The sequence below is a fragment of the Natrinema sp. CBA1119 genome (assembly GCF_002572525.1).
Classification (GTDB): Archaea; Halobacteriota; Halobacteria; order Halobacteriales; family Natrialbaceae; genus Natrinema.
In genome coordinates this window covers 2,233,462-2,248,005 of the sequence record NZ_PDBS01000001.1, presented here as the reverse complement: position 1 = coordinate 2,248,005, position 14,544 = coordinate 2,233,462, and the positions used below count along the sequence as shown (strand labels likewise).

The 14,544-nt window shown below is 63.3% G+C and carries 15 protein-coding genes and 1 tRNA gene; 13 read left to right on the top strand and 3 right to left on the bottom strand.

The genetic code is table 11. The annotated features are described in order from the left end of the window. Positions 1–45 precede the first annotated feature (45 nt). Positions 46–510, bottom strand: a complete 465-nt coding sequence (locus CP556_RS10995; RefSeq protein ID WP_098727367.1) for an MOSC domain-containing protein — start codon at positions 508–510, stop codon at positions 46–48. A gap of 136 nt (positions 511–646) precedes the next feature. Here CP556_RS10995 and CP556_RS10990 point away from each other — a divergent pair, with 136 nt between their 5' ends. Further along, positions 647–1,339 carry a hypothetical protein gene (locus tag CP556_RS10990; RefSeq protein ID WP_098725659.1) on the top strand — a complete coding sequence of 231 codons (693 nt, stop codon included), beginning with the start codon at positions 647–649 and terminating at the stop codon, positions 1,337–1,339. A 631-nt stretch (positions 1,340–1,970) separates the two neighbouring features. Here the strand turns inward: CP556_RS10990 and CP556_RS10985 are convergent. Next, positions 1,971–2,711, bottom strand: a complete 741-nt coding sequence (locus tag CP556_RS10985; RefSeq protein ID WP_098725658.1) for an SDR family NAD(P)-dependent oxidoreductase — start codon at positions 2,709–2,711, stop codon at positions 1,971–1,973. 200 nt (positions 2,712–2,911) lie between these two features. On the opposite strand from CP556_RS10985, the gene CP556_RS10980 reads away from it, so the two are divergent. Together CP556_RS10980 and CP556_RS10975 are read left to right on the top strand one after the other, a co-directional pair. Continuing rightward, a complete protein-coding gene (locus CP556_RS10980) occupies positions 2,912–3,373 on the top strand; it encodes a universal stress protein (RefSeq protein WP_098725657.1) in 462 nt (153 codons plus the stop codon). A gap of 216 nt (positions 3,374–3,589) precedes the next feature. Further along, complete coding sequence (locus CP556_RS10975; protein WP_098725656.1) at positions 3,590–4,054, top strand: universal stress protein; 465 nt, start codon at positions 3,590–3,592, stop codon at positions 4,052–4,054. Positions 4,055–4,109: 55 nt separating this feature from the next. Here CP556_RS10975 and CP556_RS10970 read toward each other — a convergent pair whose 3' ends face one another. Then, entirely contained in the window at positions 4,110–4,541 is a 432-nt protein-coding gene (locus tag CP556_RS10970) for a hypothetical protein (protein WP_098725655.1), read from the bottom strand. A 212-nt stretch (positions 4,542–4,753) separates the two neighbouring features. On the opposite strand from CP556_RS10970, the gene CP556_RS10965 reads away from it, so the two are divergent. From CP556_RS10965 to CP556_RS10920, 10 genes are all read left to right on the top strand, one after another. Then, complete coding sequence (locus CP556_RS10965; protein WP_098725654.1) at positions 4,754–5,731, top strand: ROK family protein; 978 nt, start codon at positions 4,754–4,756, stop codon at positions 5,729–5,731. A gap of 101 nt (positions 5,732–5,832) precedes the next feature. Then, positions 5,833–7,170: an LVIVD repeat-containing protein gene (locus tag CP556_RS10960; RefSeq protein ID WP_098725653.1), complete on the top strand. Its 1,338-nt coding sequence runs from the start codon at positions 5,833–5,835 to the stop codon at positions 7,168–7,170. A 60-nt stretch (positions 7,171–7,230) separates the two neighbouring features. Beyond that, complete coding sequence (locus CP556_RS10955; RefSeq protein ID WP_098725652.1) at positions 7,231–7,596, top strand: NifU family protein; 366 nt, start codon at positions 7,231–7,233, stop codon at positions 7,594–7,596. Positions 7,597–7,753: 157 nt separating this feature from the next. After that, complete coding sequence (locus CP556_RS10950) at positions 7,754–8,320, top strand: amino acid-binding protein (RefSeq protein ID WP_098725651.1); 567 nt, start codon at positions 7,754–7,756, stop codon at positions 8,318–8,320. Then, positions 8,320–9,267 carry a homoserine dehydrogenase gene (locus tag CP556_RS10945; RefSeq protein ID WP_098725650.1) on the top strand — a complete coding sequence of 316 codons (948 nt, stop codon included), beginning with the start codon at positions 8,320–8,322 and terminating at the stop codon, positions 9,265–9,267. The genes CP556_RS10950 and CP556_RS10945 overlap by 1 nt, the downstream gene beginning before the upstream one ends. Positions 9,268–9,630: 363 nt before the next feature. Further along, entirely contained in the window at positions 9,631–10,896 is a 1,266-nt protein-coding gene (tuf, locus tag CP556_RS10940; protein ID WP_098725649.1) for a translation elongation factor EF-1 subunit alpha, read from the top strand. Further along, positions 10,897–11,205: a 30S ribosomal protein S10 gene (rpsJ, locus tag CP556_RS10935; RefSeq protein ID WP_004215311.1), complete on the top strand. Its 309-nt coding sequence runs from the start codon at positions 10,897–10,899 to the stop codon at positions 11,203–11,205. It begins immediately after the preceding gene. 263 nt (positions 11,206–11,468) lie between these two features. Then, positions 11,469–12,134 (top strand): rhomboid family intramembrane serine protease, encoded by a 666-nt coding sequence (locus CP556_RS10930; protein WP_098725648.1) that lies wholly within the window; start codon positions 11,469–11,471, stop codon positions 12,132–12,134. A 215-nt stretch (positions 12,135–12,349) separates the two neighbouring features. Next, a tRNA-Ala gene (locus CP556_RS10925) sits at positions 12,350–12,421 on the top strand. Positions 12,422–12,994: 573 nt separating this feature from the next. Beyond that, entirely contained in the window at positions 12,995–14,086 is a 1,092-nt protein-coding gene (locus CP556_RS10920; RefSeq protein WP_098725647.1) for a PAS domain-containing sensor histidine kinase, read from the top strand. Positions 14,087–14,544 lie beyond the last annotated feature (458 nt).

The window sequence follows — 14,544 nt, the reverse complement described above, 5'->3', positions numbered from 1 at the left end:
GTGCGGGCTATCGGTACATATGTAGGGTATTATGGAGAAGAAGCGCTAGATCCGTTCGACTCGATCGCCGGTCGCCACCGTGGCTCCCTCGAGGATCCGCGCTCGGAGTCCGCCGCGGTGAACCAGCGCTTCCCGGATCCCATTTTCCGCGAGGTGGGACTCGAGGGACGAACACGGTTCGCAGAGTTCGACTCCCTCGCAGACGACCTCGCCGATCCGGAACTGCACGTCGACCAGATGATTCAGTGCGATCCCCTCGGTCGTCAGATTCCGGCGGTGAACGCCGGGCTCGAGGTCGATCTCGTAGTCGCGTTCGACCCCGGCCAGCGCCTCGCTTTCGATGAGCGTAACGTCGCTGCCCTCGCGGTCGGCGAACGTGCCGTCGGCGCGATAGTAGCGATCGCCCTCGAGGCCGCACCCGGCGACAGCTCGGACGCGATCGACACGTTCCGTCGGTGCTCCCTGTTCCGGCGCGACGTGGATCGCTCGGACTGTTCCCGTCGATGGCATGGGGACGGAGACGGCCGCGGTCGAAGTATAGTGTTCGATGCGCTCCGCGAGCGGCCGCGATCTCGGGTCGATCATTTCGAGCAGTGATCCGTCGGCGAGAGAATTATGGAAGCGGCCTCGAGAGGAACCGATAGCGATGTTCGATCGCGGCGAATCGGCGGGCGCGCAGATATGCACCGACTGGTCCGACGGGGTAAGTTGGATGGCCCATCCCGAAGAAGGCGGCCAGCGCGTGAGCCACGCGATTCGAACGGCCGACGGGGTCTGGCTTCTCGATCCGTTAGACGCTCCCGATATCGATCGCGTGCTGGCGGATTTCGGTGCGGTCGCCGGCGTCGCCGTCCTCTCGTGTTGGCACTCCCGTGACGCCGACGTGTTCGCAGACCGGTACGACGTCCCCGTCTCCGTTCCCGACTGGATGGGACGCGTCGAGCAGCGCATCGACGCGCCGCTCGAGCGCTACAGTGGCTCGTTCCCGGACTCGAGTATTCGCGCGATTCCCAGTCGACCGTTTTCCGTCTGGGACGAGGTGATCCTCTCTCACGAGGCCAGCGGAACCCTCATCGTTCCCGATTCGCTGGGGACGATCGATTCGTTCCTGATCGGGGAGGAACGACTCGGCTTACAGTTGTTGCGTCGGCTTAGGCCGCCGCGCCAACTGAACGACCTCGAGCCGGAGCGCGTCCTCGTCGGGCACGGGGCGGGGATCACGGAGAACGAGAGCGCCGTCCTCCGGGCGGCGCTCAGGTCGCCTCGGAGACGATTTCCGCGAGCGCTCGTGAGGAACGGTCCCGCGACCCTCCGGAATATTCTCAGAACGGTCGGTTGAACGCCGTTCGACTGCGACCGGTTACTTGACGGCGCTTGTCGCCAACCGGCAGTGAAGGTTCGATCTCGTTGCGTCGACAGAGACAGCGGAAAAAGATCCGTCCTGACAGGAGCCGTTAGGCGGATCCAGTCCGTTTACTCGACTGTGATTTGTCGTTGGAACGAACTACGTATCCGATGGCGGCTCCGAGGAAAATGAGTACAAGAATAAACCCATACAGAAGGAAATGTGATGGACTATCTGGCGAAATGATGAGACTTATCAGTGCCATCCCGGCAATGAAAGCCAGAATACCGCCGGTAAGTAAACTAGACGGACGAACGTTACCGACCGTCGACAGTCCGAGACCAGTTGCCGCAGATAGTCCGATCAATACTACTAGCGCTATCAGACCCCTTTCCGGCCCTTCAGCTATCACTGTCCACCACTGCCAGATGGTATCGCGAGGTGGCCAGAGGATGAAACCAGCCATGAAAATAACGGCGGTACTTAGAATTATCTCAATCGGTCTCTTTCCCATATAACTAATCCCTCATCCGGTACATGAAAAAGCTTCTGAATGATGGATTCTTTCTGAATTGCGCCTCTGATCCACCTTCCTCTGCACTCATATCGATCCTCACTGTAACGATCACACTGTTTCAGGCAACCAGCCGCCGTCGACCTCGAGGTTCTCCCCGCTGACGTAGCCGCTGTCGGGGTCGAGGTAGAAGTACAGCGGCGCGATCAGGTCCTCGAAGCTCGCGGGCCGATCGCGAGGCAGTTCCTCGGGGAATTCGTCGGAGTTCTCGACGACGTACGGAGAAATGGCGTTGACCGTGATCCCGTCGTCCTGCGTGTCGGCCGCGAGCATGCGCGTGAACATCAATATTCCCTTCTTGGCCACGAAATAGGGGAAGTTCTTCGGACTGACGAGTCCCTGCTCGCTCGAGGCGTAGCCGATGTTCACGATCCGGCCGTACTCGCTCTCACGCATTCCGAGCAGCGCTCGCTTCGAACAGAGGTAGGTCCCGTTGAGATTCGTCTCGAGGACGCGGTTCCAGGCCTCGAACTCGAGGTCGGCCCAGTGGGCGGGCGCGAAGTCACCGACGTTGTTGACCAGCACGTCGACGCTCCCGAGTTCGGCTTCGACCGCCGCGAAGAGTCCGTCGACGCTCTCGGGATCGGTGACGTCGCCCTGAACCGTCATCGCCGCGCTCGCACCGCGGTCGCGGGCCGTCTCGGCCACGTCGCGGGCCGCCTCGGCGCTGGTGTGGTAGTGGACCGCCGTCGCCGCGCCGCGCTCGGCCGTCGCCAACAGCAGTTCGCGCCCGACGCCTTTCGCGCTGCCCGTGACGAGGACCGTTCGCCCCGTGAGATCGGGTCCGTCCATGCGTCCGTAGTCGACGACAGAGCGGAAAAACCGTCCGGAACGGGTTGTACTCGCCGGCGACGGCCGGTGTTTCGTGACGCGCGATCGCATTCCGTGACTCGCGCTCGCGTTTCGCGACCTGCGTACGTGCGTGTTCTGCGATTAACGTCCATGTTCGGCGACCCGCGGATTTACGGTGGTGTGCGGTCAATCCGTCATCCATGCTAGACACAGTGTTACTCGCAGTCGGACCCGGTGACGCAGACCGCAGCGACCAACTGGCCGAAGCGGTCCTCGAGGTCGCGAAACCCGCCGGGGCGACAGTCATCCTCGCACACGTGTTCACCAGCGACGAGTACAGCCAGGTGCTCGACCGCCTCGACTTCGACCGGACCGTCGACGAGATCGACCCCGACGCGGTCGCGTCGCGCCACTCGACGATCCACGATCTGCAGGCCGTCCTGGACGAACACGATGTCGACTACGAGATCCGTGGCGCGGTCGGGGAACACGGGCCGTCGATCATCGATCTGGCCACGAGCACCGGTGCCGACCGGGTCGTCGTCGGCGGACGGCGTCGATCGCCGACGGGGAAGGCCGTCTTCGGCTCGACGGCCCAGGAAGTACTGCTCTCGGCGCCGTGCCCCGTCACCTTCGTCCGGAGCGAGGAATTCGAGGACTGATCGATCGCCGCCGGTCCGCCCTCGAGCGACAGCGCGTCGGCGGAGAGCGGGGGTTCCCGGCCACTCATACGGTCTGCTGTAACGATTTACCGTTGCGACCGCGGGTCGTATCTCGATCGCATCGGAAATGACTGACAGCAGTCCGTATCACGCGTCGTTCCTCGAATACTGCAACGACGAGAATACTTAAGCGGATGGCCCGAACAGTGTGCCGGTATGGCAATCGATACAGTACTTCTCGCAGTCGGACCGATGGACACAGTACGCGCACCGGAGCTCGCCGAAACGGTTCTCGAGATCGCCGATCCCCTCGGTGCCACGGTCGTTATCGGCCACGCCTTCACGAAAGACGAGTACGAGGACGTCCACGACGACCTCGATCTTGAGGCCCGCGTCGAGGATGTCGACCCCGATGAGGTCGCCGCCCGGCGCGCACCGGTTCCCGAACTCGCCGAGCGCTTCGAGGAGGCCGGCGTCGACTACGAAATCAAAGGTGCACTCGGCGAGGTCAGTTCCAAAGTCGTCGATATGGCGATCGACGTCGATGCGGATCGAATGGTCGTCGGCGGTCGGCGACGTTCACCCGCCGAAAAGGCCGTTCTCGGTTCCGTCTCCCAGGAGATCATCCTGCAGGCCCCCTGCCCGGTCACCTACTTCCGCGATCTCGACGTAATGGAGTAGCGACCCACATCGCGGGACTCACCGCCGATCCACCGCGCCGCTTTCTTCGGTCTCCTCACAGCTCATCAGCGCGTCGCTTCCACGCTCGCTCCTGTCGGCGCTCGCGGACGTGGCGCTCCCCGTCGGCCAACTCCCGTCGAATCCGTCGCTCGAGCGACCGCGTCTCGGCCAGCAGGCTCTCCTGGAAGTTCTCGAGGACGTCGTATGACCACCGGTCCTCGTCGACGACGCCGTGGGGAAGGAGGTCAGCCCGAATCGCCCCCGCGAGGTCGTCGCGGCCGGCCGCCCTGAGCAACTCCTCGGCCCGGGAGAGGTGATCCATGCCGTGGCCCGTCGCGTGGTGGAACTCGAGCAGACAGCCCTGGGCGCGCTGGGCCCACTCGAGCCCCAGTTCGACCTCGTGAAGGGCCTCGAGTTCCGTCTCGGACAGCGCGGGGTTCGGCTCCGATTCGGCCGCTGATTCCGGGAACGTGTCGTCGGTAGCCATACGATGGCATACGTTACGAAGTGGCATACATATGTTGCCGGATCGCCGAGGGAATTGCTATCGTCGTCGCCATCACCGCCGCCACACCGTCGTCGCCGCCGATAGACGCAACCGCGGCGCTCGCTATCGATACCACAACGTATCGAAATCGCTACTCGTTGTCGAGTATAATCTGGGTAGTTAAGTACGGCCGCGGTCGTCTCTAGGACAGCATGGTCTACTATGCGGGCGTCGACCTCGGTGCGACCAACGTCCGGGCCGTCGTCGCCGAGGCCGACGGGACGACGGTCGGTGCGAGCCGCCGGTCGACACCGCGCGGGCCGACGGGCATCGACGTGACGGAGGGTGTTCTTCGAACGCTTCGCGACGCCTGTGGCGAGGCCGATGTCGATCCCAAGCGGATCGCCGCCGCCGGGATCGGCTCGATCGGTCCGTTCGATCTCGCGGAGGGAACAGTGATCGATCCGGCCAACTTGCCGGACTCGATCGATCGAATTCCGCTGACGGGACCGATCGCGAAGCTGATCGACAGCGACGACGTCTACCTCCACAACGACACCACCGCGGGCGTCATCGGCGAGCGGTTTCACGCCGCCAGCAACCCGGACGACATGGTCTACATCACCATCTCCTCTGGGATCGGTGCCGGCGTCTGCTCCGACGGCCGGATCACGAGCGGCTGGGACGGCAACGCCGGCGAGGTCGGCCACTACGTCGTCGATCCCCGCGGTCGGCTGACCTGTGGGTGCGGCCACGACGGTCACTGGGAGGCCTACTGCTCCGGCAACGCCATCCCCGACTACGCCCGACTGCTCGCCGACGACGATCCGACGATCTCGACCGACCTCCCGCTCGAGGGGCCGGATTTCACGGCGAAGGACGTCTTCGATCTCGCCGGCGAGGACGAGCTGGCCGATTACGTCATCGAACAGCTCGCCCACTGGAACGCGATCGGCGTGACCAACGTGGTCCACGCGTTCGCGCCGATCGTCGTCTCCGTCGGCGGCGCGGTCGCGTTGCACAACGAGGAACTCGTCGTCGACCCGATTCGCGAGCGCGTCGCGGAGATGGTGATGACGAACGTCCCCGAGATCCGCCTCACCGAACTCGGCGACGACGTCGTCGTCGAAGGGGCGCTCGCCAGCGCCATGACCGAAGGGACCGGCGACCGGCGACGGCTGCGCCGCTGAGCCGCTCGCGGATGGCTGCTTTCTGGACTCACGTACGCATCTGTTTCTGCTCGCGCGCTCGAGTGGCCACTTCTATGTAGCTGTACGATGCTGCTCTATCCATGAAGCGGCGAGCGGTGCTGCAAACGAGCGGCGTTGCCGGTCTTAGCCTATCCATCCCGGGAGTTGTCGGGACCGTTCGAGGGCAAGCGACGATCGAGCCCCTCGGCCGACTCCCCATCACCGGTGCAGCGGAAGCCGTCGTCGGGGACGACGGAGAGACCGCCTACGTCTCTGCCACGTTCGGGTTCGCGACCGTGGACGTGAGCGATCCCGCCGAGCCAACGCTCCTCGCGGTGGACCGTGACATCCAACTCGAGGGCGAGACGATGACCGAGATCCTCGACGTCTCGGTCGACGGTGACCTGCTGGTCGTCGCGGGGCCGGCCAACCAGAGATCCAGCGTCGCCGGGTTCCGCTGTTACGACGTCAGTGATCCCGAAAACCCCGAGCCGGTCGGTGAACATCGGACCGGCTACCACGTCCACAACTGTTATCTCGAGGACGAATCGCTGTACGTCGTCGAGAACGGTGAAGAAAGGAACCGGCTCGTGATTTTCGATGTCGGCGGCGACGATATTTCGCAGATCGGTGCCTGGTCGCTGCTGGATCACGAACCCGGCTGGCGCGACGTCCACTGGCTCGCCCGCTACATCCACGACGTGTACGTGCAGGATGGGATCGCTTACCTCCCCTGTTGGAACGCCGGCACCTATCTGCTCGACGTCAGCGAGCCGACCGAGCCGGCGTCCATCTCCCACGTCCGGGACACCACGCTCGAGGCGGAGCGCGCGATCGACGACTGGCGGGATGCCGTCTACGGACTGCCCGGGAACGACCATTACGCTGCGGTGAACGACGGCGGCGATCTCATGGCGGTCGGCAGGGAGGCCTGGGCGACCGGTGGCGCGGAGCCGGATCGACCGGGTGGAATCGACCTCTACGACGTGAGTGATTCCGCTGCACCCGTCCATCGGGGGTCGATCGACGCCCCGCGGGCGGATGACGAATCTAAACCCGGCGGCATGTGGACGACCTCGCACAACTTCGAGCTTCGCGACGGTCGGCTCTACTCGTCGTGGTACCGAGCCGGCGTGAAGATCCACGACGTGTCCGATCCCGCCGCACCCGAACTGCTCGCCGAGTGGCGGAATACCGAGGAAACCGGGTTCTGGACGGCCCGCGTCCTCGAGCCCGGCGAGACGTTCATCGCGAGCAGTACCGAAGGGATCCCGAATACGTCGCTCGAGGGGGCGCTCTACACGTTCCCGACCGAGCCCGCCCCGGTCGGCGGGGCGGACGGGAACGATCCGATCCCCGGCTTCACCGGCGTCGCCGGCCTCGCCGGTGGCGCGGTCGCACTCGAGTGGCTGCGCCGGCGCGGAAACGTTCAGGATTAATTCGCCGGATTTCGGCCGCGCGACCGAACTTATTCACCATTCGAGATCCTAGCACGTCTCATGACTGACTCCGAGGACGAGCCGTCGCTGCGGGAACGCGTCGAGAAGTGGCTGGCCCGCGAGATGCCGATCATCCAGATGCACGGCGGGACCAGCGCGGTCCGCGCCGCCGATCCCGAGACCGGTGAGGTCGTCATCGAACTCGGCGGCGGCTGCAAGGGCTGTTCGGTCAGCGACGTGACGACGGGCAACATCGAGGCCGAACTCATCACGTGGCCCGAGATCAGCGACGTGACGATCCGGGTGCCCGACGCGCGCGACAGCCTCGGCGGCCCCGACCAGCCCGAGTCGATCATGGGCGTCGACCGGACCGAGGGCGGCCGCGGCGACTGGGGATCGTCGAATCCGGGAAAAGATCACCTTTGAGAGTTGTCGAGCGAGGATCGGCTCGACAGCTCGTGGGCGTGTGGCCGTCGTTGACAGGGACGGCTCGTTTGGGAAATCCTATATCCTTTTACGCGCCCCGTACGGACATCAGATACTATGACGACGAGTAGACGCCCACAGGCAGGAGGTGCCGTCGATGGGTGACGCATCCGAACCCGACGACGACAAACCCGACGCCGAGACGGACGGCGGCGTCCGCGCCTATACCGTCCGACTCGAGCTCGTCGACGAACCCGGCGAGTTGCTCCGCGCGCTCGCGCCGATCGCCGACAACGGCGGCAATCTGTTGAGCATCCACCACGAACGCGGCAACATCACGCCTCGAGGGCACATCCCCGTTGAGGTCGACATCGAGTGTCCGCCCGACCGGTTCGACGGGATCGTCGAGGCGCTGCGCGACGCCGGCGTCAACGTCATCCAGGCCGGCGAAGAGCACTACGGCGAGGAGATCAACGTCATCCTGATCGGCCACCTTGTAGAAACCGATCTCTCGAACACGCTCTCGCGAATCGAGGACGAGGCCAACGCTGTCGTACAGGACCTCTCGCTGGCCGCGCCCGACGGGACCGAAGCCGTCGCGAGCGCTCGAGCCCGGCTCGCAGTCAACTCCGGGCGGTCCACAGCGGTGATCGCAGCCATCCGCTCGATCGGTACCGACAAGGATTTGACCGTCGTCGAACCCCTCGTCGGAGGTGAGGCCTGATGGATCTCGCGATTCTCGGCGCCGGTGACGTCGGTCGCTCCGTGGCCGATCTCGCCGCCGAATACGGCCACGATGTCGTCGCACTCGCCGACTCCACCAGCGCCGCAGTCGATCCGGACGGCATCGCCGTCCAGGACGCCCTCGAGCACAAAGTCGGCGGCGAACCCGTCGGAACCGCCGATCCCGAGGACGTCTTCGACACGGGCTACGACGTGCTGGTCGAAGCGACGCCGACGACACTCGGCGACGCCGAACCCGGTTTCTCGCACGTCCAGCGGGCGCTCGAGGCCGACCGCCACGTCGTACTGGCAAACAAGGGGCCGGTCGCCGAGCGCTACGAAGAGCTCCGCGCGCTCGAGGCCGAGAGTGCGGGCTCGATCCGATTCGAGGCGACCGTCGGCGGCGCGATTCCCGTGCTCTCGACGATCGAGGACTGTACGCCACAGGCCGTCACCGCGGTTCGGGGCGTCCTCAACGGCACCGCGAACTTCATTCTCACCCGGATGGCCGCCGAGGGGCTCGACTACGAGCACGTTCTCGCCGAGGCCCAGGACCTGGGCGTCGCCGAGGCTGATCCCACCTTCGACGTGGACGGTACCGACGCCGCCCTCAAGTTCGTCATCCTCGCGAACGTGCTGGCCGACGGTGGCTTCGCACTCGAGGACGCGACGGTCGAAGGGATTCAGTCGATTCCGGGCAGCGCGCTCGACCTCGCGGCCGAGGACGGCCGCACGATTCGACTCATCGGGGAGGCCACGCGCGACGGTATCCGCGTCGGTCCGCGACTCGTCCCCGAAAACGGCGCGCTGGCCGTGACCGGCACGCGCAACATCGTCCAGATCGAGACCCGGAACGCGGGATCGCTCCACTCGAGCGGCCGCGGTGCCGGCGGCCCGGAGACGGCCACAGCGGTCCTCTCGGATATCGGTCGACTGCCGCCGCTGTAGCCGCGGTCCGTTCTGCTCTGTTCTCTAGTGGCCACTGAAACGATTCACACACTGATCGGACAGCTGTCGGTCGATCAGGCGTGCAATGACTTGCAGTGGCTACTATAGTAACAACTGCAAACGGATCCATCTCGGCAGGCCACCGGAATCGCGCGCCGGGAATTCGGCGCTCGCTCGAGCGGAAATCGCCGTTCTCACGGTCTGTTTTCCACCTCGCCCTCCGCTGCCGAACGTTCCGTGGCGTGTGAATGCTAGCCAAACCGCAAGACGGCGGCGGGATCGGCTGAATACGCTTTCGAAATGGTTTTAACCGCAACGAGCCAAAGAGACCGATATAAGCGCCTCAGCGCGTGAGCTACAACAATGAGCGACCAACACCAGAACCTGGCCATCATCGGTCACGTTGACCACGGGAAGAGTACGCTCGTGGGACGACTCCTCTACGAGACGGGGAGCGTACCCGAGCACGTCATCGAACAGCACCGCGAAGAAGCAGAAGAGAAGGGCAAAGGCGGCTTCGAGTTCGCCTACGTCATGGACAACCTCGCAGAAGAGCGAGAGCGTGGTGTCACCATCGACATCGCCCACCAGGAGTTCTCGACCGACGAGTACGACTTCACCATCGTCGACTGTCCTGGCCACCGCGACTTCGTGAAGAACATGATCACGGGCGCATCCCAGGCGGACAACGCCGTCCTCGTCGTCGCCGCTGACGACGGTGTCGCGCCCCAGACCCAGGAGCACGTCTTCCTGGCTCGAACCCTCGGTATCGACGAGCTCATCGTCGGCATCAACAAGATGGACATCGTCGACTACAAGGAGTCGACGTACGACGACGTCGTCGAGGAAGTCGAACAGCTGCTCAAGCAGGTCCAGTTCAACACCGACGACGCCTCGTTCATCCCGATTTCGGCGTTCGAGGGCGACAACATCGCCGAGGAGTCCGACAACACGCCGTGGTACGACGGCGAGATACTGCTCGAGGCCCTCAACAGCCTGCCGGAGCCGGAGCCACCGACGGACGCGCCGCTTCGACTCCCGATTCAGGACGTCTACACCATCTCCGGTATCGGTACCGTCCCCGTCGGACGTATCGAGACCGGTCTCCTGAACACCGGCGACAACGTCTCCTTCCAGCCCAGCGACGTGGGCGGCGAGGTCAAGACGATCGAGATGCACCACGAAGAGGTGCCCAAAGCAGAGCCCGGTGACAACGTCGGATTCAACGTCCGCGGTATCGGCAAGGACGACATCCGCCGCGGTGACGTCTGTGGCCCAGCCGACGACCCACCGAGCGTCGCCGAGACGTTCCAGGCGCAGGTCGTCGTCATGCAGCACCCGTCCGTGATCACGGCCGGCTACACCCCGGTCTTCCACGCACACACGGCCCAGGTCGCCTGTACGATCGAGTCCATCGACAAGAAGATGGACCCCGCAAGCGGCGAGGTCGCCGAGGAGAACCCCGACTTCATCCAGTCGGGTGACGCTGCCGTGGTCACCATCCGACCGCAAAAGCCCCTCAGCATCGAGCCGTCCAGCGAGATCCCCGAACTCGGGAGCTTCGCCATCCGCGACATGGGTCAGACCATCGCCGCCGGAAAGGTCCTCGAAGTTCACGAGAAAGAATAAATGCAGCAAGCACGCGTTCGACTCGCGGGCACGAGTCCAGACGACCTAGACGACATCTGCGACGATGTCCGCGAGATCGCGAACAACACCGGCGTCAACCTGAGCGGTCCGATCCCGCTGCCGACGAAGACCCTCGAGGTGCCGACCCGGAAGTCGCCCGACGGCGAGGGCACTGCGACGTGGGAGCACTGGGAGATGCGCGTCCACAAGCGCCTGATCGATCTGGACGCCGACGAACGCGCACTCCGTCAGCTCATGCGCATTCAGGTGCCAAACGACGTCTCGATCGAGATCGTCCTCGAAGACTGAGGTCGGTTTCGGCTCCGACTTATACACGAGTTATATACTGTTTTTGTCGCCCTCGAGTAGCTCCCCAGTGAGAGAGTACCGACTGTAACGATTTACACACTGATCGCACAGCTGTCGTGCGATCGGGTGTGCAATGACTTGCAGTGACTACTGTAGCTTCGCGGCCCGAAGCGGCGAGTCTCCTCGGGATCCACGCGCTATTTGCGCCCCCACCGTTTCGGAAAGCGGCGGGACTTTTGTCGGTCGCCGTGGCAGTCACTCGTATGGCGCAGCGCTCGCGGTCACAGTCAAACACCTATCTGCGGCCCGATTCCGACGGGAGCGACGGCACGCAGACTGAATCGGGGAGTCCGATCCTCGAGGTGCTCGTCGTTTTCGCCGTCGTCTTCGTCGTCCAGGGACTCACTGCGTTCGCGGGCGTGATGGGCGCGTTGTTCGTCCTCGCGCCGCCGCTGTCGACGAACCCGTGGACAGTCGTCACGAGCGTCTACGCACACAGCGGGATCGGCCATCTGCTCTCGAACACCCTTGCACTGGTCGTCTTCGGCTGGCCGGTCGCCCGAGCGACGACGCGGACCCGCTTTCACGCCTTCTTCGCGATAACGGGCGCGATCGCGGGCGTGGCCCAGATCGTTCTCACGGGGGTGCTCGCGGCGGTGCCCTTCGTTCCCATCGCGCCGACGGTGGGCGTCCTCGGCGCCAGCGGGGCCGTCTTCGCCCTGCTGGGCTATCTCGTCGCGTCGAATCGGCTCTCGAGCGGGCTGGCCTCGTTCGTCGACGTCCCGCAGTGGCTGTCGATCCTCGTCGTCGTCGGCCTCGCGATCGCGGTCACCCTCGCCACCGCCTCGCCCGGCGTGGCGTTGATCGCTCACTTCGCGGGGTTCCTGGTCGGGGCGGTCGCCGGACGCGCTCGCGTGCTCGCCGTTTGAGCGTGCGGTCGGCGGACTCCACGTGGGACTGCGTGCTCGAGCGGAGACAAATCGGCTCGAGTGCAGTGATGCTATCGGCTGGATCCGAGTGGGTTCTTCGTGGCAATGAGTCCGGGACTCACGACACCGCCAGTCGGAACTGCACCGTGGTGCCGTGTGCCGTTCCGTCTCCGAAACACAAGCCTCAAATAGAAACCGAGGGTATGAACGGTCGAGGGCTCGTAGATCAGTGGTAGATCGCTTCCTTCGCAAGGAAGAGGCCTCGGGTTCAAATCCCGACGAGTCCATACCCGCTCCGCGCGTTCGGTAATCGCACCAAGGTGGCCTTTCTTTCGATAACCACATGACCGTTAGAGCGGCATATTCGCTCTGTCGTTCGGCATGGCTTTCCGGTTACGTGTCCGTATTTATTCGGGTCGTCCTCGAGCTACACTGCGATTTTCAAGAAGTGTTCTTCTGACTTCACCCCAGATTACCGTTCTATTGTGGTTGCCTGCACAGCGCGTTCTCGCTGTCGTTTTCGGTTCGCTACTCACCTAGTTGCAGAGGTGTTCGACCAGTGCGAGGGGGGATTCCCCTCCGCTGTGGAAACGGATTGTGACCGATTTGTTTGATGATACGGGTGAATGCATCTCTTATACGCATGCAGCACCGTCTGTTTAGATGGAGATATTTTGTCCCGTACGTCACCCCGCAGAGAGGGGAAATCCCGGGGCAGAATGGTCGTGGAACGACTACAGGCGCAGTACAGAACCGACACTCGAGCGACTCACCATGTCAGACAGTACTCCCCAAAAGAATCCTGCAGACACAAACGGAACCGTCCGTGTCGAAGATAACTCCAGCGAGATGGTGCAGTCATGACCTCACGGGAGCGTGAAGCGCTCGTTCCAGCAGCACTTGATACGCTCCCGATCAATTTTGCTATCCTCGATGACGACGGCACAATACTGCATACGAACCACGCATGGCAGGAATTCGGCAAATCGAATGGTATCGATTGTCAGCCGGATCTGATCGGAACCAATTATCTCGAGATTACCAACCAAGCGGAGACGGAAACCGGGCAGACTGCCGCCGTTGGGTTATCCGAACTCCTCGCGGGCGACCGAGAACAGTTCGAATTCGAATATCCGTGTCACTCTCCGAATGAGGAACGCTGGTTCCTCATGCAGGCAGCATCGTTCACCGACGGTGATCAGAGATACGTCGCCATCGCACATTTCGATATCACCGAGCGCCACGAGTACCAGCAACGGCTTGAGACGTCAAACGAACACTTCAAGCAGTTCGCCTACGCGGTTTCCCACGACCTTCGGGAACCGTTACGGATGGTCACGAGCTATCTCCAACTACTCGAGAGTCAGTATGGGGACGAACTTGACGAGGACGCAGGCGAGTTTATCGAGTTCGCCGTCGACGGTGCCGAGCGGATGCGCGAGATGATCGAGGGACTGCTCAAATACTCACGAGCCGAGACACAAGATGACCCCACCGATTCGGTCGATCTCGAGACGGTGCTGGACGACGTACTGATGGATCTCGACATGCGGATCGAGAACGCCGACGCCGAGATTACCAGCGAATCGTTGCCGACCGTCACGGGCGACGCCAGTCAGCTTCGCCACGTATTTCAGAATCTGCTGGACAATGCGATCCAGTATAGCGGCGAGCAGGCAGCACAAGTGACGATTTCCGCAACGCTCGATGGGGACGAGTGGATCATTTCGGTCAGTGACGAGGGAATCGGCATCGACTCGGCGGACGCAGACCAAGTTTTCGAGATGTTCCAGCGTCTCCATAGCTACGAGGAGCACGCCGGGACGGGGATCGGGCTCACGCTTTGTAAACGTATCATCGAACGGCACGACGGTGAGATCTGGATCACGTCCGACTCGGAAGATGGAGCGACGTTCTCGTTTACGATACCCGCGGCAACGCGGTCGGACTAATTGAAGGCGAAGGACTTACCGTTGCCAGCATCCGCGAGCGAAGCGAGCGGTTCACCGCCGGAACGGGCGAAGCTCGTGGAGGCGGCCTTTTTAGCGTAGATTTTTGCGCCAGCGCGGGACCTCCGGTCTCGCGGGCCATGCGAACGAGCGCTACGCACCCGTGAGCAGACGAGAGGTGAGCGAGCACCGCGAGCGAACCCGAGGCGGAAAAAGGTACGTAGGCACACCAACATTTTGCTCTGCGCTCCCTCGCTGGCGTTCGGTCGCTCGGCAAAATGTTGATTAAAAGTACTCCTCCCTCCTCAACGGGTCGGTCGTCGATTCGCTCGCGGTGAGTGCACACTTCTCCGCTTAGAGTTTTCCCTCCTCTACCAGATCCTTGAGCGAGACAAGTCAGTCCGAAATTCCCTCAAAATCCCGGTCGCGAGAACTCGTTGCCGGTTCGAATTCGTCCGATC